This is a genomic window from Microbulbifer mixtoriginis (SeqCode), assembly GCF_052467235.1.
Window position 1 is genome coordinate 3,478,275 of sequence record NZ_CP174305.1, and the last position, 22,268, is coordinate 3,500,542.

Genomic DNA, 22,268 nt, shown 5'->3' on the forward strand with positions numbered 1-22,268 from the left:
GTCCATGCCACTCCTTGCATGTATTTTTCCCGATAGCAGCTGCCCCAACATTTCGCTGTGACAAGTGTCTCAAATGTGTCGCGAAACTGTGTCAATAGGGCAGTTATCATGGGTAAAATCCAAGGCGGATGGGTATCGGCGTAGGCGCACGTTATCCCTGTCTTCACTATTCAATTTACCTGCATTAAAAAGCTTGAAATCTGAGCAAAATCAAGAGGTTATTGGTTTTTTTCAAGCAAAATGTCGATTAATTTCAATTAGTGGTGGCGGTGTGCATCCCAACCTGTTTCCACTGATTGATAGAAGTGGTGTGGGTAAAAAGTAAGGCTTGGTTATTTACCGCGACTTGTGCGGCCAACAAGATTTAAGCCAGCAAATACGTAATAGCCGGATGGTATTTGAAGGACCTCTTGGAAATGAGTGAATCCAGCAAGGTAGTTTCCCTTTCAGAGAAAAGCGCAGAGCGATCTACGGTGCTTGCAGGTAAAGCCATGGTGCTTCCATCGGCCGTTGCAATGTTGAAGGAGAAGGCTTGCGCCGAGTTATTCGAGCGGGTCAAGTCACTGTTTGGCAAAGTGGATGACTCACTTTTTGCCATGGCCGAGCGTGCCCATGGCCAGGAAGAGCAAGATGGATTGTTCCAAGCCTTGCGCCTGTTGCGGGTTGAGCGCCGCAATATTGCAGAAAACTTCATCGGCAATGTCCAACAGGCTTTTCAGATTCGCCAGGAGGCTCAGGACACACCCAGCTTTGCTCCAGATAACCTGTCACTGGTCCACAACGATGATCTAGAGCAGTTGGTGGCTGCAGATACCATGGTGGCTTCTGCAAAACGCGATTTTGCAGAACCTTTAACGGAATTGTGTCTGCGCCTGGATACCCTTTATTCGGTTAAGATTTACGACAAGAACAACCCCTTGGGGCCCGATGTTATTTGCGACGCCTTTGTGGAGGCAATCCAGCCCCTCGATCTACATATTCGCGCCCGCCTCACCCTGCTGAAAAAGTTTGAGCAGCTTGTTATGCAACAGCTGCGGGGGTTTTATGATTTTTGTAACCAGTTGTTGGTGGAGCAGGGAGTATTGCCTTCTCTGAGGGAGCAACAGCGTGCGGCGCGCCAACGGCCTGCACATTCTACGCCGGTGTCAGGTGATGCCCAGACTACGGTGGGTACTGGCCATGCTGCGGCTGAGGGGCAGGGGCCGGTTGCTTCAGGCGTTCCAGTTAGCGGCCACTTTGCTCCGGGCCTAGTACCTGCTACAGCTGGTATGACCCCCATGCCGGCGGGAGATCTGCTCAGCCACCTGGGCGCCTTACAGAGCGGAGCTCATTACCAGGGCGGTGGTACGGCCCAATTGCTCAATGTGGGTGAGCTATTACAGCAGCGTTTGGTAGAGGCAAACCAAGCGGCATCGCTGGCGAAAGTGGACAGTGATGTTATCAAGCTGGTGGAGATGCTGTTCTCCTTTATCCTGGAAGATCGCAGCCTGGCAACGCCCATTAAATCCTTGTTGGGTCGTTTACAGCTGCCCTTGCTAAAGGTGGCTATCGCCGATAAATCATTCTTTAGTAAAGGGGGGCACCCCGCACGTAAGCTGCTCAACGAACTCGCCGATGCAGCCACGGGTTGGCAGGCTCCGGAAAACTATGAGTCCGACCCTCTTTACCGGGAAATCTCCCAGATTGTTGAGCGCGCCCTGAATGAGTTTGATCAGGATATTCATATCTTTTCATCCTTGTTGGAGTCCCTGCGTGAATTTATAGCCCGTGAGCGCAAACGCGCCGAGATGCTAGAACGCCGAGTGGTGGATGAGGCCGATGGCCGTGCAAAAACCCAGGCCGCACGAGCGCGCGTTGCTGCTGTTATGGATGCGTTGGTGGCGGAGCGCGATCTGCCGCCGGTTGTGCAGGACTGGCTCAATAAGGTTTGGAATAACGTTTTATTCCTCACCTGCGTTAAAGAGGGTACTGACAGTGAGGCCTGGAGTCGCGATGTGCGCACCGCTCGAGACCTGGTCTGGAGTGTGCAGGCGCCGATGCCGGAAGCACGCAAGCAGCTTTTGAGCCTTCTGCCAACTTTGCAGGAGCGCCTGAGGGAAGGTATCGAGGCGCTTTCCTACAATGCCTTTGAGGCCCGTAATCTGTTTGCTGGCCTTAAGGAAATTTATCGCGAGCGCTTCGCCTTGGCACAACGCTTAACAGAGGAGCGCGAGCGCTTAGTCAAAGAGCAGGTAGCCAGGGAAGTCCAAGCGGCTACTGCCGTAGAAGTGGTGGCGGAAACACCGGCTGAAACAGCCAAGATTGAAGTAGTTGCAGAATCGCCAGAAGCTGAAGTGGCCTTGGCTGAGGATCGGGTAGCGGTTGATAGTGCCGAAGCCAAAGAGGAAGTTGCTCTGCCGCCTATGGAGGAGATAGAGCAGGCGGTGGCCCAAGCTGAAGTCGCCCCGGTTACTGAGGAGCAGCAGGGACTGGCACAACTCGATGAAGACGATCCCCACTGGCAGATGACCTTCCGCCTGGCTCAGGGTAGCTGGTTCGAGCTGAAGCGATCCGAAGAGGAACAGTTCCGCTGCCGTTTGGCGGCGGTGATCCGGGATATCGACCAGTTTATTTTTGTAAATCGCAATGGTGCCAAAGTAGCGGAATTTGCCCGCCTGGAACTGGCCCATGCCCTGCGCTCAGCACAGTTGTTACCCCTAGATGACGGCATGCTGTTCGAGCGCGCCTTGCAGTCAGTAATCGGTAATGTACGTAAAAAACGCAGTGAACAGCGTTAGGGAATAAAAAGGCAATTTCATATACCCGGCAGTCTAGACCGGGTTTCCACTTCTGTCGTCAGACAGTTCCAAACGGATTGGCATATCGATCAACGCTTCCATAAAATGGTTACTGCTGAAATCCCGGGCTACTCGGGTTGGTAGTTTTTTTGGAGCGGAGATCGCAGATTGAAATATCAAGTGGATTCCGGCTGGTTATCAGGGGCGCGTCGTGTTCCCAGCCCACACTGCAACAGCCGGCCGGATAACTGCCCTGTAGACCTACTGGTGATTCACAGCATAAGCCTGCCCCCAGGTCAGTACGGTGGCCCCTATATTGATACGTTTTTCCTTGGGCAGTTGGACATTGATGCCCACCCTTACTTCACGGAAATTGCCGCTTTACAGGTTTCTGCCCACTTGCTTATCGATCGCGACGGCATCGTCACTCAATATGTGCCTTTGGACCGGCGAGCCTGGCACGCGGGCAAGTCGGAGTTTAGGGGGCGCAGCAACTGCAATGATTTTTCCATTGGTATTGAGCTGGAGGGCCTGGATACGGATATTTATACCGATGCTCAGTATCTGGCGCTGGCAGAAGTTACCCGAGCGATTATGCAGGCTTATCCAGGGATAGGAGTCGATAAAATTACCGGGCATTCTGATATAGCTCCTGGGCGCAAATTAGATCCGGGCCCAGGCTTTGACTGGCAGCGTTATCTGGGGGACGTAAAAAAAGGCGCCGAGTAATTGTGAGCGGTATTATTGGCACATATTTATTAATTAGAGTCTTACAATCGAATCTCGGCACTTTTGTGCCGGTAACTGAATTTCTTTAGCACTATCACGGCAACGTTATGACCTTGCTGATTATTCTATTGACCTTGGGTTTGGTACAAATTTGGGGATCGGGCGCGCCTTTACATCGCGATCACTGGTTCGATCGCTGGAGTACCCACATCGAGGGGCTTTCCCCGCTGCAGGGAAAAGAAGGCTTGCTACTCGGATTTAGCGTCCTGCCGCCGGTTCTGATGGCGGCGCTGGCAATGGCTTTTGCCCAATCTTCCGCTGGGGCTTTGGGGGGGCTTTTGCTAGGGGTCCCTCTACTGCTCTATTGCCTGGGACGTGGAAATTTTAATGAGACTTTGAGTGCTTATCTGCGCAACTGGTATCGGGGTGATTTTAACGGGGCCGCCGAAGCGGCACGCCCCCTGTTGCGGGAAATTCACGAGAGTGCCGCCGAGGGCGGACGTTTGCATGAGCAGGTATTTCGCGGAGCGGCCTATTCCGCTTTCGAGCGACTTTTTGCCGTTTTGTTTTGGTTTATCCTGCTGGGTATTCCGGGAGCGCTGCTGTTTCGCCTGAGCGCTCTTTACGCGGAGCGTGCTCGGGGAACCGAACGGGAGGCTTTGGCCGCGCGCTGGCTGTGGTTGCTGGAGTGGGTGCCAGTAAGGTTGATGGGGCTAAGTTTTGCCATTGTCGGTAACTTTGCCGGCTGTTACAGGGCCTGGAGGCAGTGCCTGATGTGCCGGGAACGGGATACTGATCAGGTTCTCGAATCCTATTTGGAGGGGGCCCTGGGAGGGATTGATGCCAGTGAGTGCAGTGCCTCTGCAGATCTCTCCCATATCCAGCGCCAGAGTGGTGCGGAGATCGAAGGTTTGCAGGCGTTACTATCCAGGTCCCTACTGCTGTGGATTACCGCACTGGCACTTACTGTCTTGTTTTTCTAAATGTGAACACTCGCACCCACTGGGATCAAAGTTCCACAAAAAATTATAAAGTGGGATTAATTTGCTAACAGTTACTTGACTTAACACCAGTATCCAAGAAGATTGCGCCCGCTACAAAATCCAGGTTCTTTGCCTGGCTGCGGGCGACATATACTTAGTGGAGGATGCAGGGGTTGAAGGTTTCATTACTGGAAGCACAAATGCTGTCAGATCTCAGTGTGGCAAGTGGTGGCAATACCGCAGCTTTGGTTGCTGGCCTCAGGGCTTATTTCCGTAGTGGTGCCACTGTGGAACTGAGCTGGAGACGCCGGCAGTTGAATCAACTGCGCAAGATGCTCAGTGAAAATGAAACCCGCTTTATTCAGGCCCTGGGTGAAGATTTACATAAGGCGCCACAAGAAGCTTATCTGACCGAGATTGCTTTCCTCTACGCTGATATCGAACATACTCTGAAACACTTGAAGCGCTGGGTTCGCCCTCGCAAAGTATCCTCACCACTTTTGACCCAGCCCGCAAACAGTTACATCCAGCCGGAACCGCTTGGGGTGGTTCTGATTATTGGTGCCTGGAATTACCCTTTGCAGTTGTTGTTATCGCCATTGGTTCCCGCGATTGCTGCGGGTAACTGCGCAGTAGTGAAACCCTCGGAGCTGGCTCCCAGTACCTCCCAATTGATTGCTGAACTGCTGCCACGTTACCTCGATCACGACGCTTTTGCCTGTGTTGAAGGCGCTGCGGCCGAGACCTCTAAGTTACTGGAGCAGCGCTGGGATCATATTATGTACACCGGTGGTGCTAGAGTCGGCAGGATTGTTATGGCGGCTGCAGTTGAGCACCTGACGCCGGTTACATTGGAGCTGGGGGGCAAGAGCCCCTGTATTGTGGCTGACGATGCCGATATTGAACTCGCCGCCCGCCGCATTGCTTGGGGAAAGTTTACCAATGCAGGGCAGACCTGTATCGCACCGGATTATGTGCTGTGCACCCGTCACACCGCCGATCTCCTGGTGCCTGCTATTCAGCAGGCGGTGACAAAAATGTTCGGAGAGGACCCGCAAAAGAGCTCGGACTACGGACGTATCGTCAATAGCCGGCATACCCTGCGCCTGGCGGATCTTCTCAGTGGTGGAGATGTTATTTATGGCGGTGAGGTAGATGCCGACAACCGCTATATAGCGCCGACACTGATGCGCTGCGTCGATCTCGAAGCTTCAGTGATGCAGGATGAGATCTTCGGGCCAATCCTGCCGGTGGTCGAACTGGATGACTTCGGAAAAGTGGAGGGATTTGTCAATCAGCGGGAAAAACCGCTGGCACTGTATATTTTTACTAAAAGCGATAGCTTGGCCGAGCGGATTCTTTCCAGCTGCAGCTCCGGTAACGCCTGTGTGAATGACTGCATGATGTTTATGCTGGCCCAAGATCTACCATTTGGTGGGGTGGGAGCCAGCGGTATGGGTTGTTATCACGGTGAACATGGCTTTAAAACTTTTAGCCACTATAAAGCGGTAATGAAGCGCAAAAATATTTTGGATGTTAATTTACGTTACGCCCCTTACAGCAAACGCAAATTCAGTTTGTTGAGAATGCTGCAGAAGTAGAAATACTGAGAAGTGTGACCAGCAGCGGGGATTTTACTGGTTTTTTGGGGGGCTGAATTGGTACATTCAGCAAAAATTATTTAGATAAAAATGCTATGCCCTCGGATCGTAATGACCTACCCACCAGTGCGGATGTTTTTTGTGCCGCGCAAACCATTGCTGACTCTGTCCACCGAACACCGCTAATTCGCTCCCAATTACTCGACCAAGTGGGGGGCGCTAACCTCTGGTTTAAGTGTGAACATCTACAGAAAGTAGGTGCCTTCAAAGCCCGCGGTGCCACCAATGCTCTTGCCAACCTGCCTGCTGGAACTGAAGTGGTAGCGACTCACTCCTCGGGAAATCATGGTGCTGCTTTGGCCTGGGCTGCTGCTGAGAGGGGCCTACCCTGCATTGTGGTGATGCCCGAGACGGCGCCCAGAGCTAAGCGTGAGGCTGTACAGAGTTATGGCGCACAAATAATTATTTGTGGTCCTACCCAATCGGAGCGCGAGGCCGCACTGCAAACCGTAGTAGAGGAGACGGGGGCCCATGTGGTTCCGCCTTTTGACGATAGTCGTATTATCGCCGGGCAGGGTACTGTTGCCCTGGAAGTGGTGCAGCAATGCCGCGATCAGGGTTTTACTCCGGATGTACTCCTGGCACCCGTGGGGGGCGGGGGGCTACTCGCCGGAATTGGTTTGGCCATGGCAGCCCTGGCACCAGATGTCTTGGTAATTGGTGCGGAACCCGCTGGCGCAGATGACGCTCAGAGATCACTACGTGGTGGTGTGCATGTCACCACCCAGCAGCCGCAAACTATCGCAGATGGCCTGCGCACCACACTGGGGCGCAGAAATTACTCTGTAATTCGGCGCACGGTGCGAGATATTGTGACAGTTTCAGAAAATGGTATCGTGCGGGCAATGGAGCTGTTGTGGACGCGTACCAAGCAATTGGTTGAGCCCTCTGCGGCAGTTGGCCTGGCGGCTGTGCTAGAGCACAGCGCGCGCTTTCGCAATAAGAATGTTGCGATTGTCCTCACCGGCGGCAATATGGATTTGGACCGGGCTTCAAGCTTGTTGGCCGAAGCAGAAAAATAACTACAGGACGATTGAATATGAATTTAGGATTTGGCCGCTTTATTTACTGCAAACTCAGAGCGGGCCTGGTGGCATCGGCCCTTTTCCTGGCGGCAATGGCTGCACAAGCTGGGCAGCTGACGCTCACTTCCAGCTCATTAAAACCCGGTGGCAAAATGCCGCTGGCTCATGTGTACAGTGGATGTGGTGGAGAAAACCTCTCCCCCGAACTGAGCTGGAGCGGTGCTCCTGAAGGAACTAAAAGCTATGCGGTAATGGTTTACGACCCCGATGCGCCAACTGGCAGTGGCTGGTGGCACTGGGTGATGTTCAATATTCCCGCTGAGGTAACCAGTTTGCCAGAAGGCGCGGGCGACCTGAAAAATGGTTTGGTACCAGAGGCCGTTCAGGGGCGCAATGATTACGGCAACCCCGGTTATGGTGGCGCCTGTCCACCAAAGGGGCACGGCGATCATCGCTACCGTTTTCGAGTCTATGCCCTGAAAGTAGACTCGCTGCCATTGGATGAGAACTCTTCCCCCGCTAAAGTGGGTTTCAATGTAAATGCCAATAAATTGGCGGAGGCCGAGCTCGAGGTTCTGTGGGGCCACTGAGCGCATCAGTTCTAAATTGATGGCCAAGTGCGGGCTAGTTGCCCGCATTATTTTACCAAGGCCAATTATGGGGTTTAAGGGGAAAGGTTGAATATGTCGCAGCAGCAACTGACATGGGGGCAAGCCCTCGGTGCTTACCTTAAGCCTCGTGTACTCACCATGTTTTTTCTTGGCTTTTCTGCCGGCCTTCCGCTCTTATTGGTCTTCTCTACCCTGACCGCCTGGCTGAGAGATTTTGGTGTAAGCCGCACAGCTATTGGTTTCTTCGCTTGGGTGGGAATTACCTTTTCGATAAAAGTGCTTTGGGCCCCAATTATTGACCAACTACGATTGCCTTTTTTCACTGATAAGTTGGGTAAACGCCGCGGTTGGATGTTGGTATCTCAAGTGGGGATTGCTATCGGGCTAGTGGGTATGGCCAGCGTTAACCCGCAGCAATCACTGATGGAAGTAGCCCTGCTCGCTTTATGGGTTGCCTTCTGTTCGGCTTCGCAGGATGTGGCAATTGACGCATACCGAATAGAGGCCATGGATGAAGATTACCAGGGTGCTATGGCGGCTAACTACGTATTCGGTTACCGAGTCGCAATGCTGATTGCCGGAGCCGGGGCGTTATTTATTGCGGATGCTTTCAGCTGGTCAGGTGCTTATCTTGTGATGGCAGCCCTCATGGGGGTGGGGGTGATTACATGCTTGCTAGTCTCCGAGCCTGATCACAGCAAGGTGAACAAAGAGGCAGATAAGCTGCAAAGTGAGTGGGAAGAACGCCTGTTGGGGAAGGGGGAGCACGGCCGCCTGAAACAGTGGTTTATTCGAGCTGTAGTGTGCCCTTTTGTTGAATTCTTTCAGCGCAATGGTCGCTTTGCCCTCGTTTTATTGGTTTTTATCGGTATTTTCCGTCTCAGCGATATTGCGATGGGGATAATGGCGAATCCGTTTTATCTGGATTTGGGGTTCACCAAGACTGAAATCGCGGAAATCAGTAAACTATTTGGGTTTTTCTGTACCATTATCGGTTCTTTTCTCGGCGGGGTTTTAGTTGTTCGCTATGGTGTGCTGCGCCCATTAATACTCGGTGCAGTGATGGTGGCGTGTACCAATCTCTTGTTTGCTCAGCTTGCACTGATAGGACCGGACAAGGCATGGCTCGCGCTGGTGATTAGTGCCGACAATATCAGTGGTGGTATGGCTAATGCTGTGCTCGTTGCTTACCTTTCCAGCCTGGCCAATAAGGCCTATACAGCCACCCAATATGCACTGTTCAGCTCACTCATGACACTGCCGGGTAAATTTATCAGTGGCTTCTCCGGTATCGTGGTGGATGCTCAGGGCTACGCCCAGTTCTTTATTTATGCGGCACTAATGGGGCTGCCGGCCATATTCCTTTCTATCTATTTTTGGCGGCGGGAGAGACGCGGCTGGAGTGAAGAACAGCCCCAGCCGGGTTAAGGGCTTATTGCGGCCATAGGGTGCCCCCTCTCTTTTCGTTTTTCCTATCGAAGGCTTATCGATTTTCTTTTTGGCCACTGAACGTGGCCTTTAGCGTTTTTGGTTACCAGCTATTTGTGCATTGGGTGACGGTAGTCACCGAGCATTTTTGTCAGCTTGTGTCTATGTTGGTGGAGGGGAAACCACTACCTCTCCTGTGCGCCGCTAATACTCCCCCCGCATTTGAGTTTATCGCTGTGTAAATTGGAGAGTGCATATTTTCAATTGCAGAGTTAACAAATAAACGCGACAAACTATGTCCCACGAAACAGTCAGGGAAGCGGTATTTAACCGGAGAATGCTGATCTGTATCGGCACCGGCTTTTCCTCGGGGATGCCGCTGTTTGTGCTGATTCAGCTGGTACCTGCCTGGCTGAGAACTGAAGGGGTGGACCTGGCGACGATAGGCATCTTCTCCCTGCTGGGATTGCCCTATACCTGGAAGTTTATCTGGGCGCCGCTTATGGAGCGCTACGCGTTTCCAATACTGGGGCGCCGCCGGGGGTGGATGTTGGTGATGCAGCTGCTGCTGATCCTTTTTATTGGCGCATTGGGCATGTTCAATCCCCAGTTTAATATTTGGACGATAGCGGCCCTGTGTTTTGGCGTAGCCTTCTTTAGTGCAAGCCAGGATATTGTCCTGGATGCTTTTCGCCGGGAAATTCTACCGGACTGGGAGTTGGGGCTCGGTAACTCTTTTCATGCCAACGCATACCGGATTTCCGGCTTGGTGCCGGGCTCTCTCAGTTTGATTCTCTCGGATCATCTGGCCTGGGGACAGGTCTTCTGGGTGACGGCAGCTTTTATGCTGATCGCAGTTTTTATGACCTTGATGGTAGCTGAGCCGCAACACCCGGCGGAGCGGCCTAGGTCCTTGCGCGAAGCAATTGTCCTGCCTTTTGTGGAATTCTTCGGTCGTAACGGTGTTAAGCATGCCATTTTAGTATTGGCATTTATGTTTCTTTACAAGCTGGGCGACAGTATGGCAACAGCCCTGGCGACACCTTACTACCTGGATATGGGCTACTCCAATACGGATATTGGTATTGTTGCTAAAAATGCTGGACTTTGGCCGGCGGTAATTGGCGGCTTTCTAGGCGGTCTGTTAATTGTACGTATCGGTATTAATAAGTGCCTGTGGATTTTTGGGGTTATTCAGCTTGTTTCGATCTTCGGCTTTATGATTCTGGCCCAAGCTAATGAAGGCTTGGTTGGCGCCCCGGGCTTTAAGCCCAGCCTCTGGTTACTGGCAGTGGTGATTGCTTTTGAATATTTAGGGGTGGGGCTCGGGACAGCGGTGTTTATTGCCTTTATTGCTCGAACAACCAGTAAATTACACACTGCGACACAACTGGCACTTTTTACGGCATTGACCTCCCTGCCCAGAACTTTTGCCAATGCCTCCACGGGGTACTTGGTAGAGTCTATGGGATGGACCAACTTCTTCCTGTTGTGCGCAGCGCTTGCGGTGCCGGGGATGCTGTTACTCTTTGTCGTAGCCCCCTGGCGAGGCGAGGGCGAAGAGGCTTAATAGTGGCAAGATCATTCCATGACTGTGCAGAGGATGCCTGATTTAGGGCTTCCAGCGATATTTCGCCATATCTACCCGTCCCTTAAGAAAACTAACCCCTTCACTCTCCAGCCGTTCCCGCTGGCGAGAGGCTCCGGGCTCTGGCAGCGAGATACGGCCCTGGGCATTAATCACCCTGTGCCAAGGAAGAGCAGTGTCCTTGGGTAACTTCCTCAGTTGTTGGCCCGCAAGTCGTGCAGCCCTGGGGAAGCCGGCCATTTCCGCCAGATCCCCATAGGTGACTACATGGCCACATGGGATTGAGGCCAGAACGCGGCATATTCTGGCAAGTGTATCGCTGGCTTGTTCTTTGCTCACAAAATTTCTCTGCTAAACCATTTACCGGAAGTTAGCTTCAGTTTGCCGCAATTGATGCCGAATAGGCTATAAATGAGCATCTAAAGAAGTCTTGCCCATGTATTGCCATGGGTAGTTGGGTAGTAACGGCGTGCCAGATTAATGACAGTTATGGCATTATTGCAGCTTGTTTTGTTTTTTTAGAACGGTTTTCACTGTTGGTTCACCCAGAAACTTTAAGGTCCTCCTGTGGTTCTATCGACACGCTTGTCTAGGTTTTTCACGCAAACTCTTCTCTGTCTGGCGTCTTTGCCACTCCATGCTGGTGTGCTCACCCTTGAGAATGGTGACCGTATTCAGGGAGAGTTGGTGCTGGTTGATAGCGAACAGGTAATTTGGAAGTCAGAAACTTTTGGCCAGGTCAAAGTCGATAAGTCCAAAGTCGTCTCTATGGATGTTGATACTGACTTGAAGATTGCCGGGCGCGATGAGCCCTGTACCCTGGCGGGGCACCGGCAGGAGCAGTGGGAAGTCTACTGCGCAGAGGGAGATGGTTGGTTAATTGATTTCCCTGGAGTCGAGCGGGCAGAGCCGTATCCGCACTTTGTCAGTAACCCACTAACTTTCAAAGGCAACGTGAGTGCTGGGGGTGTCTTTGAATCTGGTAACCGTGAGCGAAAAGACCTGGATACCAAACTCAATTTGGATGTACGTCATGGGGATTTTCATCATCTGATAGGAGCTCTCTACCAGAACCAAGATAGTGAAGATGATGGTGCCCTGGAAAAATACCAGCTGGCCTATGACTTGCGCTGGATCTTCGCAGAAAAGTGGTTTGCCGAGGCAAACACTGAGTGGGAGCATGAAGAGGCGCGCAACTTGGATTTGGGGACCACTATGGGTCTCGGTCTTGGTTACCTATTCTACGATACAGACAAGACTGCATTTTCACTGGCAGGTGGTGTCAGTAGCCTGCAGGAAGATTTTATCGATACCGAGTTGAGTGAAGACCAGGACGACCAATATGTGGCGGGTCGAATTAAGCTAGATTATCGCTATAAATTTTCCCTGGGTCCGGAAATTTACTTTAACCAGGAAACCCTACAGTCTTTTGATCATAGCGATGATTACCAAGCAAATGCCGAATTGGGTGTACGCACGCCATTGGTTGAAGGCGTATTGATGGAAATCGGCTATCAGTGGCAGTACGACAACACACCATCACTCGAGAGTGAAAAAGAGGATACCAAGCTAACCGTGGGTGTCGGTTATGAATGGTAGTATCTTGCTGGCAACCTGCTTTTAAGAAGGTTGCCAAGGCACAGCAGCAATAAAATTTAAAAATAAGGAGTTCATCATGCAGATTGCCGGCAGCATAGTGGCGATTACTGGCGCAGGCCAGGGTTTGGGGCGAGCAATGGGGGAATACCTGGCTGCACGCGGAGCCCGGCTGGCATTGATTGATGTCAATGAGGAAGGCCTCAAGCAGAGCGCTGCCGCTTGTGAAAAGCATGGCGCCGAGGTTCGTAGCTATATTATCAATGTTGCCAGTGAAGAAGAGGTAGATAAGGGCTTCCTGCAAATTGCCGAAGATTTTGGTGGCCTGCAGGTGCTGATCAATAATGCCGGAATTATGCGCGATGGCATGTTGTTGAAATGCAAAGAGGGCAAAGTTACCGATCGTATGTCTCTGGCCCAGTGGCAGTCTGTTATTGATGTGAATCTGACAGGTGTCTTTCTTTGTGGCCGAGCGGCAGCGGGCATTATGGCGGAGAGTGGCAAGGGCGGGGTGATGGTTAATATCTCCAGCCTTTCCCGAGCAGGTAATATGGGGCAGACCAACTACTCTGCCAGCAAGGCGGGTGTTGCCGCTATGACCGTAACCTGGGCCCGTGAACTGGCTCGCTACGGTGTGCGGGTAGCTGCAATTGCTCCAGGTTTTATTGGCACTGATATGGTTGCACAGATGCGCCCGGAAATCCTGGAAAGTCTGGTTAAGCAAGTGCCATTGAGACGCCTGGGTGAGCAAGAGGAAATTGCCTCAACCGTGGCGTTTATTCTGGAGAATGATTATCTAACTGGTCGAGTTCTGGATATCGATGGTGGTGCACGTATTTAATAATTAAGCAGTGCGCGATCAGAAGAGGGTGAACTTTGTTCGCCCTTTTTTATTTCCCTTTCAGTAATGACTCTAAGGTTTATCTATCTCTTCCTTGCATATCGCGTGTTGAGAGTCTTTCGATAAAACAGGTATACAAATAAGGAGATAATGAGCCAGGCCAGGATGGATGCCACTTCGTGAAATACGGTTTGCTCTAAAGATAAGTGAAAATCCCGCATCACAAAGCCTTTGATTAGTGCCGACCAGGCATACAACATCTTGCACATATGCAGGGCCCACCATGGTCGGCCTGTTATTTGTGGTCGGAAAAAAAACGTATAGACATCGAGTCCAACAAAAAACAGCATTAACGCGGATGGAGCCAAGTAAATGTTGGCATAATTGGGGTGTTTACCAATGTCGTAAAGAAAAACCTGGAAATAGAAGACCGCGACCCAGGCAGCTATAGCAGCCAATACCCAATCGATAATATTGGAAGTGATTCTGCCATCATTAGAGTGCTTGATTCTCGGCCATATTCTGTAAGCAGAAAATATGGAGTAGCTGAATATACTGATCAATCCCAGTAATAAAAGGTCTGGGTGGGTATTGTAGACATAGGCAATATCGATCTGGTACTTGGGAATATCTGCCTTGAGATGCGGGATGATATAAGGGTTGAATAGCATCAGCAGGGCACTGATGGAAAAGATAATGGCAATCAACAATGAGCTGAGACCACCGATCCGATGGTAACGGCTGCCCTTCTTCATCAGAAGAGTTAATGGGATAGTAATGAACGTTAAGATGATGGCTGCAACCGTATGAACCTCTATAAATAGATTTAGTCCTTCAGGGGTTGTGAATAGATAATGCATTTAGTAAAGACCTGGCGGCAGCAAGTATTAATAAGGCTTACAGGCAAATGGCGATAGTTAATGGATTTGATTATCAGGAGAATGGTCTGGGTGAAGCTTTGATAGAAGTAGAGCTTAATCGCTGCTACCAATTGCTCCCCCAGACTTTTGGAACTCTCAATGTTGGAAGAATTTGAAGTCTTTAATCAAAAATTTCTTGATCTAGCAAATTCTCTCCACACCGCCAACCCTATTTTTTGAGAGCATCCATTGCCAGAGCTGTACTCTGCGAACTCTAAATGTAGCGGCGCAGAACAACAGGTAATAGCGCCACATACGATAAAAGCGTCTGCCGTAACGATCGGCAAAGCGCGGCCAATTTTCCTCGAAATTTTTATGCCATGCCATCAGGGTTTTATCGTAGTCAGGCCCAAAGTTATGCAGATCTTCAAGTGTGAGAAGGTCTTGGGCTGCCTTGGTTATCTGCGTTGCAGCCGGTATTTCTCCATTGGGGAAAATGTATTTTTCAATCCATGGATCGGTATTGGCCGGTCTTGCTTTACCGATAGTATGGAGCAGTAAAGTTCCATCTTTCTTTAGGCAGCGTTTAGCCACTTCCATAAAAGCTCGATGATTTTTACGCCCAACATGTTCAAACATTCCGACACTGGCAATACGGTCGAAAGGCTCATCAAGCATTCGGTAATCCTGTAGGGAGACGGTAATCGGTAGGTTGGCATAGCGTTCGGAAACATAGGCTCTTTGTTCGCGGGAGATCGTTACTCCGACACACTCTACCTGGTATTTCTGGGCGGCATAGCCGATCAGGCTCCCCCAGCCACAACCGATATCCAATAGACGCATCCCAGGTTCTAGCTGCAGCTTACGGCAGATAAGGTCGAGCTTGGCTTCTTGAGCTTCGTCCAGGGTTTGAGCATCCTTCCAATAACCGCAACTATAGGTAAGGCGGTTATCGAGCATACCTGTATAAAACTCGTTTCCGAGATCGTAATGGTGCTCACCAACCTCGAAGGCGCGACGACGGCTTTGCAGGTTGATTAAGAAACTGCGCAGGTAGCGCCAAGCATAGCGCCAGGTCTTGGCATGGCGGCCAAGGTCGGCTTCCAGAATTTTGTACACAAATTGGTCCAGCGCTTGGACATCCCAATCTCCGCGCATATAAGTCTCACCGAGCCCCATACTGTGACGAGCGACAATCTCGTCTAGGGCCTCCTCGCGGTGGACTTGTATATCCCAGGGCCTATCACCATTCACCTGGATGTCGGCCTCGGCTAATATTTCGTCTACCAAGTGGCGACTGCGGCCAATGGCCGGCACTTCTATGGTGTCCTGCTGCTCGCTTGCCATCAAAGCCTCCCTCTCTCCTAGTTGCTGTGGGTTGATTGAGGCGCCCTTGAATAATTTGCCTCCCCACTCCATTTACTTCAGCATATTGAAAAACCTTGATCGTCCCAGCTTCGTAGAGCTGGTTTATTAGGAATTCCCTCAATGCGCCCATTACTGCTTCTATTTATAGTCCTACCTGTACTTGAAATGTGGGTTTTAATCACCGTAGGGAGAGAAATCGGCGCCTTGCCCACGATTGGATTGGTATTTTTAACCGCTATTGTTGGCGTAACCCTGTTGCGGCGGCAGGGCATATCGACCCTAATGCGGGCTCAGGAGAAGATGCGAACAGGCGATATACCTGCCCAGGAGATGGTTGAAGGAATCTTTCTTGCCGTGGGCGGGGCATTGTTGCTCACTCCTGGATTTATCACCGATGCCATCGGATTTGCTTGCCTGATACCGGGTTTACGCCAACTGATACTGGGGAGACTGGTGCGTCATATCACCATTGTGCGGCCTGGTGACCCCCGCAGCTCGGACCCCAACCAACGCGGTCCAGATATTATCGAGGGGGAATTTTCTAGGGATGAGCGAAAACCTATGGATCAGGTAGATCACAAGCATCATAAAGATTGAGCTGGTTAAATAGTGCACTATTTTGTGCTTCACCCGGCACTTTTGTAGTTTTTTTATTGAAGACTGTTGAAATCCATTCTCGCGCCCATAGATAGGGTTCAACTGAGAATTAAGCCCCGCCTCTGGGAATCAGAGAGGGGTGAGGTTACCGGCCCATAAAGCCAGTGCCGCCGATGTTGAAAACCTTAAAAAAACGACTCAATGGAGAACTTATCCATGAAAATTCGTCCTTTACACGACCGCGTCGTAGTACGCCGTAAGGAAGAAGAAGCGATGTCAGCTGGCGGTATCGTGCTGCCAGGTGCTGCCAAAGAAAAGCCGAACCAAGGTGAAGTGGTAGCCGTGGGTGAGGGCAAGCAGCTGGACAATGGCGATGTTCGCGCACTGTCTGTGAAGGTGGGTGACACTGTTGTTTTCGGTCGCTATGCCGACAGCAATACCCTCAAGGTGGACGGCGAAGAGCTGATCATCATGAGCGAAGGTGACATCTACGGCGTGTTGGAAGGCTAAGAAAAGCCTTTAACTTTACTCGCAAAAAGAATTTGAGGAATAAGAATCATGGCAGCTAAAGACGTAATTTTTGGTGACGACGCTCGTCAGAAAATGCTGAAAGGCGTAAACATCCTGGCAGACGCCGTTAAAACTACCCTGGGTCCTAAAGGCCGCAACGTAGTTCTGGACAAGTCCTTCGGCGCACCTACCGTAACCAAAGACGGTGTTTCCGTAGCAAAAGAAATCGAACTGAAAGACAAGTTCGAAAACATGGGCGCGCAGATGGTGAAGGAAGTTGCTTCCAAAGCTTCTGACACTGCCGGTGACGGCACCACCACCGCTACCGTTCTGGCCCAGGCTATCGTAACCGAAGGCCTGAAATCCGTAGCCGCTGGCTTTAACCCGATGGATCTGAAGCGCGGTATCGACAAAGCGGTAACCGCAGCGGTCAACCACATCGCTGGTCTGTCCACTCCTTGTGCAGACACCAAGTCTATCGCTCAGGTAGGTACTATCTCCGCTAACAGCGACGAGAGCGTTGGTACCATCATCGCCGAAGCCATGGAAAAAGTGGGCAAAGAAGGCGTTATCACTGTTGAAGAAGGTTCTGGCCTGGAAAACGAGCTGGACGTAGTAGAAGGTATGCAGTTCGACCGCGGCTACCTGTCTCCTTACTTCATCACCAACCAAGAAAACATGACTGCTGAGCTGGATAGCCCTTTCATCCTGCTGGTAGACAAGAAAATCTCCAACATCCGCGACCTGCTGCCCCTGCTGGAGCAAGTAGCTAAGGCTTCCAAGCCGCTGCTGATCATCGCTGAAGACGTAGAAGGCGAAGCGCTGGCAACTCTGGTTGTAAACAGCATGCGCGGCATCGTTAAAGTTGCTGCTGTTAAAGCTCCTGGCTTCGGCGACCGTCGTAAAGCCATGCTGCAGGACATCGCTATCCTGACTGGCGGCACCGTAATTTCTGAAGAAGTTGGTCTGGAGCTGGAAGGTACTACTCTGGAGCACCTGGGTACTGCTAAGCGCGTAACCCTGTCCAAAGAAAACACTGTAATCGTTGATGGCGCTGGTGATGTTAAAGACATCGAAGCTCGCGTTGGCCAGATCCGTGCACAGATCGAAGAGTCCTCTTCCGACTACGACAAAGAGAAGCTGCAAGAGCGCGTAGCCAAACTGGCTGGCGGTGTTGCAGTAATCAAAGTAGGCGCCGCTACTGAAGTGGAAATGAAAGAGAAGAAAGCTCGCGTAGAAGACGCTCTGCACGCTACCCGCGCTGCAGTAGAGGAAGGTGTAGTACCTGGCGGTGGTACCGCTTTGGTTCGCGCTACTCAGGCTATCTCTGTAACTGGCGACAACGAAGACCAGAACCACGGTATCGCTGCAGCCCTGCGCGCTATGGAAATGCCTCTGCGTCAAATCGTTGCCAACGCTGGTGATGAAGCTTCTGTAGTTGTTGATAAGATCAAGCAAGGCGAAGGCAACTTCGGTTACAACGCTGCTACCGGCGAGTACGGCGATATGCTGGAAATGGGTATCCTGGACCCAGCTAAAGTAACCCGCTCTGCTCTGCAAGCGGCAGCTTCTATCGCTGGCCTGATGATCACCACCGAAGCTATGGTTGCTGAGATCCCGGAAGACAAGCCGGCTGCTCCTGACATGAGCGGTATGGGTGGCATGGGCGGTATGGGCGGCATGATGTAAGCCGGCCTAATAGCCTATCTAAAAAGCCCCGCAATTGCGGGGCTTTTTTTTGTCCAGAACAAAATGCTAGATAGCTGCTGTGACGAGTCGAAGCATGCCTGGATATTCCCAATGATGGTTAGACTTGGGAAAAGTTTATGGACTCAATGTGAGTGCCTTAGCTTGTTGTGCAAGTAACTCTGCTGTTTCTTCGGGAATACCCGTGATGGGAGGAATATTTAACTGCGATAAGCCTACTAGATGGAAAGCAAAGACTAGAGAAGATAGATAGACACCCTTACGGTTGGGATGGCTTCCATCATGAGTGTAAAGGTCGATGTTTTTATCTAAAGATTGAATTGCCTCCCACGCAAGGCCGACTGGAACGATTTCTGAGACTATTGATTTAGCCATATTTTGGTAGCCTTCTAGCAGACGAGTTTGCATTTTGCTGCGAGTATCGTCAGGAATATTTTGAATATCTCCATGTTTGCGTCCCCAGGTTAGAAAGAGCAGAGGGGTGGCTCCGGCTTTTCGAACCTCATCCGTCAGTTTTTTCGCGTAAGGGTAAATCTCTTTTCGTCTCTGTTCTTCAGGAAAAGATGGAAGCTGGCTCTGTTCCTGAAGCACTACATAGTCCCATTTTCTCTCATGAATAGCTTCTAATGTCTCTTCAGACTCAGAATGTTTTCGCAAGGTCCATCCACCTGGGGTTAAGGATCTATAGGTGATTTGTGTCCCATTAATTTCAGCGATTGACTGGATCATTGTAGGAAGCGGGCGAGTGTAGCTATTGCCGATAAAAAGCACGGAGAGAATTTTCTGGTGTTCTTGATCAGTTTGCGTCTTTTGCGCTACTAATAAAAAAGTTCCTACTACTAATAGAGAGATAAGAAAAAGTATTTTTAGTTTTAAATAACTTTCGGGTTTATTCATTGTTTCAGACTTTCAAATGGGCCAATTGCCGCTTAGGTTAGGTTAGGTTAGGTTAACTCTCGGCTTATTTCTGTGCAGTGTGTTTAAGATCTATATCCTTATTTGGTGAAACAGGTAATTGAGGAGATAGCCCTTTCTTTTGAAAATAATCCTCTGATTGTTTTTGTTTATTACTTTCTTGGTTGTAACAAGGATGATGATATAGGTCGGCAAGGACTCGATATATAAGTAATTGATACTAATTTGGAGGAGAAACATTACATATATTTAATGTTCAGTCCAGCAAAGGGTTAGCATGCCCTTTTAGACTTCCCTTTCAGTAAATGGGAGGAAAGAGCAGATATGTTGCTATCAAAAGGTAATCTTGTACTAGCTGCCTGTCTTGCAGTACTAGGCTGCAAGGATTCGGGGGGCTCTGGAGAGGGGCAGGCGTTAGAATCCAGGAGTTCGCAAGTAGACTTAAGCCAAGCGTCGGCTGGTTTTTTTGCGCACTATACCCGTGTCAACTCAGTAGATATTCCGGAAAAGATCACAGGGCCTTATGCTGACATCATTGTGAACCTTGAAGGGAAAGGTAAGCTTGTTTTTGCTCGTGATCATAGTTACCGGCCTGTCTGGCATTTTGGAAACAATTCTAATCCTGTAGCGCATTTGGCTGATATTTCGAGTGATGCTAATACTCGCTTTGATAAATCAAATGACTTTTCTTATGTTCGTATCTTAGAGCAGTCAGATGAAAAGGTTGTTATTCATTGGCGTTACTTCCCGAAAGCTAATGCAAAAATGGGGCGAGATCCCGAAGGGGTAGTCCATGAGATTTATACGATTACTCGAGATGGCAATGTAACCAGGTTATACCGGCCAGGCACTGATACCATCACAGACTGGGATGTGCGTAGAGGGGCCATTATTCAGACTATGCGTCTCACGGAAAATGGCATAGCTGATGTACAAAATAAGTCTGGAGAGCTACAGGCAGATGTGTCTCAGGGTAATGGAAATGCGATAGTCAATTATACTCCCCCTGGCTTGCCAGTGGCTCATTGGAAGTTTGATGAGGGTAAGGGCACGAGTACTGTTGAGAGCTTGAAATCAGCGACTGGATATATTGATAGCCACGGAGGAGATTGGGTCGCTGGTGTGTCTGGTTCGGCCCTTTTTTTTGACGGTTATAGATCAGCAGTGGTGGTAGCGCAGGATGAGGCACCCATATTTAAGGAGGCTCTTTCCATTGAAGCCTGGATTAATCTAGCCGCTTATCCATGGAATAATGCTCCTATTATTCACCAGTCAGATAATATGGGAAATGAGGGGTATTATTTTGGAGTAAGTTCTGACGGTAAACTCCTTTTTACGGTAAATGGAAAAACTTTAATCTCTGATAGCGTAATCCCAGTTAATCAGTGGGTTCATGTTGGTGTTTCTGCAGAAAAGAATTTATCACTCTATATCAATGGTGTTTTAGATAAGAGTCAATCTTATGATGTCAATCTTTCGACTCCAGATATGCCAATGATTGTGGGGATGAATAATTCACCTTTACCGGCAACCGATGGGGTTCGGGAGAGTGAATTAAATGAATTCAATCACTTCTCCAGTATATTCGGTATTGATGGGGCAATAGACGAGATTGCCATCTATAAACACTCTCGGACATCTAAGGATTTTTATGATAGTTACAATGGTTTTTTATTAGCACAAAAGAAAGCTCCAGATCCTAGTTTTACAAAGCGGCAATTGCCAGATCTGGAAAAATACCCTCAGAAGTTTGGTGGGATTTATACAAAGTTAGACTTTCATGATGCTTGGGATAACCTATGGAGGGTTACGAACAACGAAGATATTGTAGTCCGGTTCGATAATAAGCCGATTAGCTATGTATATTGGCGAGGAACATCACACGGCATGAACTTGGTGACGGATAATCGGTGGATGTCTGATCAAAGTGTGGAGTTAGTAATTCCAGATCCAGATGATCCTGAAACTCCAGCTTCAGTCAATCCAATTGTTTCTTTGGCTGAACACATGTCTGATAAGGCGGCTCTACGAACCCATGTTCGCATGATTGAAAATACTCCTGCACGGGTTAAGGTTCACTGGCGTTATGCTGCTGCAGATGTATTTGATTTACTCGTTATGGATACTGCTTATATTGATGAGGTGCATACAATTTATCCCGATGGGGTGGCAATCCGGGATGTTTTTTACCATCCTGCAGCTGATGAAGGTGGAGTAGAATTTTACCAGGACTTCCAATGGTTACTAGGACCTGGTCAAAAGGCTGAGGACTTCCTGAATTATAATGCAGTTTCGATTGCGGGGCTTAAGGGGGACTCCTCTGATATAATTTATCCTATATCCTTAGATAGACCTAATGATGGAGTGGACCCCAGCCCTTTGCCCGGTAATATTGCGGTGCTCAATAGCCAAACAAACTGGAAGGTCTTTGGAGTAAGTCAGGCAGGTGGTTTTTTTCCCTCTGCTAATGAGGAGAGTTCAGAGCATATAGATTTCCTGGGAGGTGTTTTTCCGTTTGCAGGCCCTTGGAATCATTGGCCAATAGCTCAAATTCCTTCCGATGGTCGATTCTCCGTTGCCAATGATAGAGTTTCTCACTTTGCGGTTGGTAATCTAGAGGCCTTTGAATATGGTTCTGGATCTATGATGTATGGATTTACTCAGGGAACACCGGTTGATTTACAAGACTTGGCAAGTTCATGGATTTCTCCACCTGTAATAGATGCGGTTCAAGGTGTTAAGGACAATGCAATTACTTTTATCACAGATGAAAGAGCCTATAGCCTGACATCAGATGGGGTATCAGGAGATATTTCTTTGCTGGTGAAAGCTAATGATAGTAGTCCTTTGGTAAACCCATCACTAATTATTCGCCAATGGAGAACAAGTAAAACTCCGAAAGTAAAATTCAATGGCAAAGCACTATCCGATGTAAAATTGGGTATTATCAGAGATACTGATGGATCTCAGACTTTGATTGTATGGTTGCCTGTAACGGCGACCATGGATTCATCCATTGAAATTATTCGTGATTCTGTTGGTGAGCGTTAACCTTCTTGCTGGTTGTTATAT

The 22,268-nt window shown here is 49.7% G+C and carries 18 protein-coding genes; 14 read left to right on the forward strand and 4 right to left on the reverse strand.

Going from position 1 to position 22,268, the window contains the following annotated elements:
• Positions 1-416: 416 nt before the first annotated feature.
• From ACJJIO_RS15165 to ACJJIO_RS15200, 8 genes are all read left to right on the forward strand, one after another.
• A complete protein-coding gene (locus ACJJIO_RS15165; protein WP_444908965.1) occupies positions 417-2,777 on the forward strand; it encodes a DUF1631 domain-containing protein in 2,361 nt (786 codons plus the stop codon).
• Positions 2,778-2,945: 168 nt separating this feature from the next.
• Positions 2,946-3,506: a 1,6-anhydro-N-acetylmuramyl-L-alanine amidase AmpD gene (gene ampD, locus ACJJIO_RS15170; protein ID WP_444908966.1), complete on the forward strand. Its 561-nt coding sequence runs from the start codon at positions 2,946-2,948 to the stop codon at positions 3,504-3,506.
• A 107-nt stretch (positions 3,507-3,613) separates the two neighbouring features.
• Complete coding sequence (gene ampE / locus ACJJIO_RS15175; RefSeq protein ID WP_444908967.1) at positions 3,614-4,489, forward strand: regulatory signaling modulator protein AmpE; 876 nt, start codon at positions 3,614-3,616, stop codon at positions 4,487-4,489.
• Positions 4,490-4,653: 164 nt separating this feature from the next.
• Positions 4,654-6,090: an aldehyde dehydrogenase family protein gene (locus tag ACJJIO_RS15180; protein ID WP_444888297.1), complete on the forward strand. Its 1,437-nt coding sequence runs from the start codon at positions 4,654-4,656 to the stop codon at positions 6,088-6,090.
• 95 nt (positions 6,091-6,185) lie between these two features.
• Entirely contained in the window at positions 6,186-7,172 is a 987-nt protein-coding gene (locus ACJJIO_RS15185) for a threonine ammonia-lyase (RefSeq protein WP_444908968.1), read from the forward strand.
• 17 nt (positions 7,173-7,189) lie between these two features.
• Positions 7,190-7,765, forward strand: a complete 576-nt coding sequence (locus tag ACJJIO_RS15190; RefSeq protein ID WP_444885770.1) for a YbhB/YbcL family Raf kinase inhibitor-like protein — start codon at positions 7,190-7,192, stop codon at positions 7,763-7,765.
• A 93-nt stretch (positions 7,766-7,858) separates the two neighbouring features.
• A complete protein-coding gene (locus tag ACJJIO_RS15195) occupies positions 7,859-9,214 on the forward strand; it encodes an AmpG family muropeptide MFS transporter (RefSeq protein ID WP_444908969.1) in 1,356 nt (451 codons plus the stop codon).
• Positions 9,215-9,509: 295 nt separating this feature from the next.
• Positions 9,510-10,784, forward strand: a complete 1,275-nt coding sequence (locus ACJJIO_RS15200) for an AmpG family muropeptide MFS transporter (RefSeq protein WP_444908970.1) — start codon at positions 9,510-9,512, stop codon at positions 10,782-10,784.
• Positions 10,785-10,826: 42 nt separating this feature from the next.
• Here ACJJIO_RS15200 and ACJJIO_RS15205 read toward each other — a convergent pair whose 3' ends face one another.
• A complete protein-coding gene (locus ACJJIO_RS15205; protein ID WP_252084961.1) occupies positions 10,827-11,141 on the reverse strand; it encodes an MGMT family protein in 315 nt (104 codons plus the stop codon).
• A gap of 288 nt (positions 11,142-11,429) precedes the next feature.
• On the opposite strand from ACJJIO_RS15205, the gene ACJJIO_RS15210 reads away from it, so the two are divergent.
• Both ACJJIO_RS15210 and ACJJIO_RS15215 read left to right on the forward strand, forming a co-directional pair.
• Positions 11,430-12,401, forward strand: coding sequence for a DUF481 domain-containing protein (locus tag ACJJIO_RS15210; RefSeq protein ID WP_444898843.1), 972 nt, complete (start codon positions 11,430-11,432; stop codon positions 12,399-12,401).
• Positions 12,402-12,477: 76 nt separating this feature from the next.
• Positions 12,478-13,239: an SDR family oxidoreductase gene (locus tag ACJJIO_RS15215; RefSeq protein ID WP_444885765.1), complete on the forward strand. Its 762-nt coding sequence runs from the start codon at positions 12,478-12,480 to the stop codon at positions 13,237-13,239.
• Positions 13,240-13,322: 83 nt separating this feature from the next.
• On the opposite strand, the gene ACJJIO_RS15220 is transcribed toward ACJJIO_RS15215, so the two are convergent.
• Positions 13,323-14,099 carry a hypothetical protein gene (locus tag ACJJIO_RS15220; protein WP_444908971.1) on the reverse strand — a complete coding sequence of 259 codons (777 nt, stop codon included), beginning with the start codon at positions 14,097-14,099 and terminating at the stop codon, positions 13,323-13,325.
• A 201-nt stretch (positions 14,100-14,300) separates the two neighbouring features.
• A complete protein-coding gene (gene cfa, locus ACJJIO_RS15225) occupies positions 14,301-15,446 on the reverse strand; it encodes a cyclopropane fatty acyl phospholipid synthase (protein ID WP_252084965.1) in 1,146 nt (381 codons plus the stop codon).
• 141 nt (positions 15,447-15,587) lie between these two features.
• Between cfa and ACJJIO_RS15230 the strand changes: the two genes are divergently transcribed.
• The 3 genes from ACJJIO_RS15230 to groL all read left to right on the forward strand — a co-directional run bounded on the left by ACJJIO_RS15230 (position 15,588) and on the right by groL (position 18,263).
• Positions 15,588-16,064 (forward strand): FxsA family protein, encoded by a 477-nt coding sequence (locus tag ACJJIO_RS15230; RefSeq protein ID WP_444891016.1) that lies wholly within the window; start codon positions 15,588-15,590, stop codon positions 16,062-16,064.
• 216 nt (positions 16,065-16,280) lie between these two features.
• Entirely contained in the window at positions 16,281-16,574 is a 294-nt protein-coding gene (locus ACJJIO_RS15235) for a co-chaperone GroES (RefSeq protein ID WP_152452204.1), read from the forward strand.
• A 48-nt stretch (positions 16,575-16,622) separates the two neighbouring features.
• Positions 16,623-18,263 carry a chaperonin GroEL gene (gene groL / locus ACJJIO_RS15240; RefSeq protein WP_252084967.1) on the forward strand — a complete coding sequence of 547 codons (1,641 nt, stop codon included), beginning with the start codon at positions 16,623-16,625 and terminating at the stop codon, positions 18,261-18,263.
• A gap of 135 nt (positions 18,264-18,398) precedes the next feature.
• Here the strand turns inward: groL and ACJJIO_RS15245 are convergent, their stop codons facing one another.
• Positions 18,399-19,178 (reverse strand): DUF4886 domain-containing protein, encoded by a 780-nt coding sequence (locus ACJJIO_RS15245; protein ID WP_444908972.1) that lies wholly within the window; start codon positions 19,176-19,178, stop codon positions 18,399-18,401.
• A gap of 342 nt (positions 19,179-19,520) precedes the next feature.
• Between ACJJIO_RS15245 and ACJJIO_RS15250 the strand changes: the two genes are divergently transcribed.
• Complete coding sequence (locus ACJJIO_RS15250; protein WP_444908973.1) at positions 19,521-22,247, forward strand: LamG domain-containing protein; 2,727 nt, start codon at positions 19,521-19,523, stop codon at positions 22,245-22,247.
• Positions 22,248-22,268 lie beyond the last annotated feature (21 nt).

What these genes read in the sequence shown, in the direction of transcription:
- ACJJIO_RS15165 (WP_444908965.1), top strand. Translation starts at nt 417, where the DNA reads ATGAGTGAATCCAGCAAGGTAGTTTCCCTTTCAGAGAAAAGCGCAGAG.
- ampE (WP_444908967.1), top strand. Translation starts at nt 3,614, where the DNA reads ATGACCTTGCTGATTATTCTATTGACCTTGGGTTTGGTACAAATTTGG.
- ACJJIO_RS15180 (WP_444888297.1), top strand. Translation starts at nt 4,654, where the DNA reads ATGCAGGGGTTGAAGGTTTCATTACTGGAAGCACAAATGCTGTCAGAT.
- ACJJIO_RS15185 (WP_444908968.1), top strand. Translation starts at nt 6,186, where the DNA reads ATGCCCTCGGATCGTAATGACCTACCCACCAGTGCGGATGTTTTTTGT.
- ACJJIO_RS15190 (WP_444885770.1), top strand. Translation starts at nt 7,190, where the DNA reads ATGAATTTAGGATTTGGCCGCTTTATTTACTGCAAACTCAGAGCGGGC.
- ACJJIO_RS15195 (WP_444908969.1), top strand. Translation starts at nt 7,859, where the DNA reads ATGTCGCAGCAGCAACTGACATGGGGGCAAGCCCTCGGTGCTTACCTT.
- ACJJIO_RS15200 (WP_444908970.1), top strand. Translation starts at nt 9,510, where the DNA reads ATGTCCCACGAAACAGTCAGGGAAGCGGTATTTAACCGGAGAATGCTG.
- ACJJIO_RS15215 (WP_444885765.1), top strand. Translation starts at nt 12,478, where the DNA reads ATGCAGATTGCCGGCAGCATAGTGGCGATTACTGGCGCAGGCCAGGGT.
- ACJJIO_RS15220 (WP_444908971.1), bottom strand. Translation starts at nt 14,099, where the DNA reads ATGCATTATCTATTCACAACCCCTGAAGGACTAAATCTATTTATAGAG.
- cfa (WP_252084965.1), bottom strand. Translation starts at nt 15,446, where the DNA reads ATGGCAAGCGAGCAGCAGGACACCATAGAAGTGCCGGCCATTGGCCGC.
- ACJJIO_RS15230 (WP_444891016.1), top strand. Translation starts at nt 15,588, where the DNA reads ATGCGCCCATTACTGCTTCTATTTATAGTCCTACCTGTACTTGAAATG.
- ACJJIO_RS15235 (WP_152452204.1), top strand. Translation starts at nt 16,281, where the DNA reads ATGAAAATTCGTCCTTTACACGACCGCGTCGTAGTACGCCGTAAGGAA.
- groL (WP_252084967.1), top strand. Translation starts at nt 16,623, where the DNA reads ATGGCAGCTAAAGACGTAATTTTTGGTGACGACGCTCGTCAGAAAATG.
- ACJJIO_RS15245 (WP_444908972.1), bottom strand. Translation starts at nt 19,178, where the DNA reads ATGAATAAACCCGAAAGTTATTTAAAACTAAAAATACTTTTTCTTATC.
- ACJJIO_RS15250 (WP_444908973.1), top strand. Translation starts at nt 19,521, where the DNA reads ATGTTGCTATCAAAAGGTAATCTTGTACTAGCTGCCTGTCTTGCAGTA.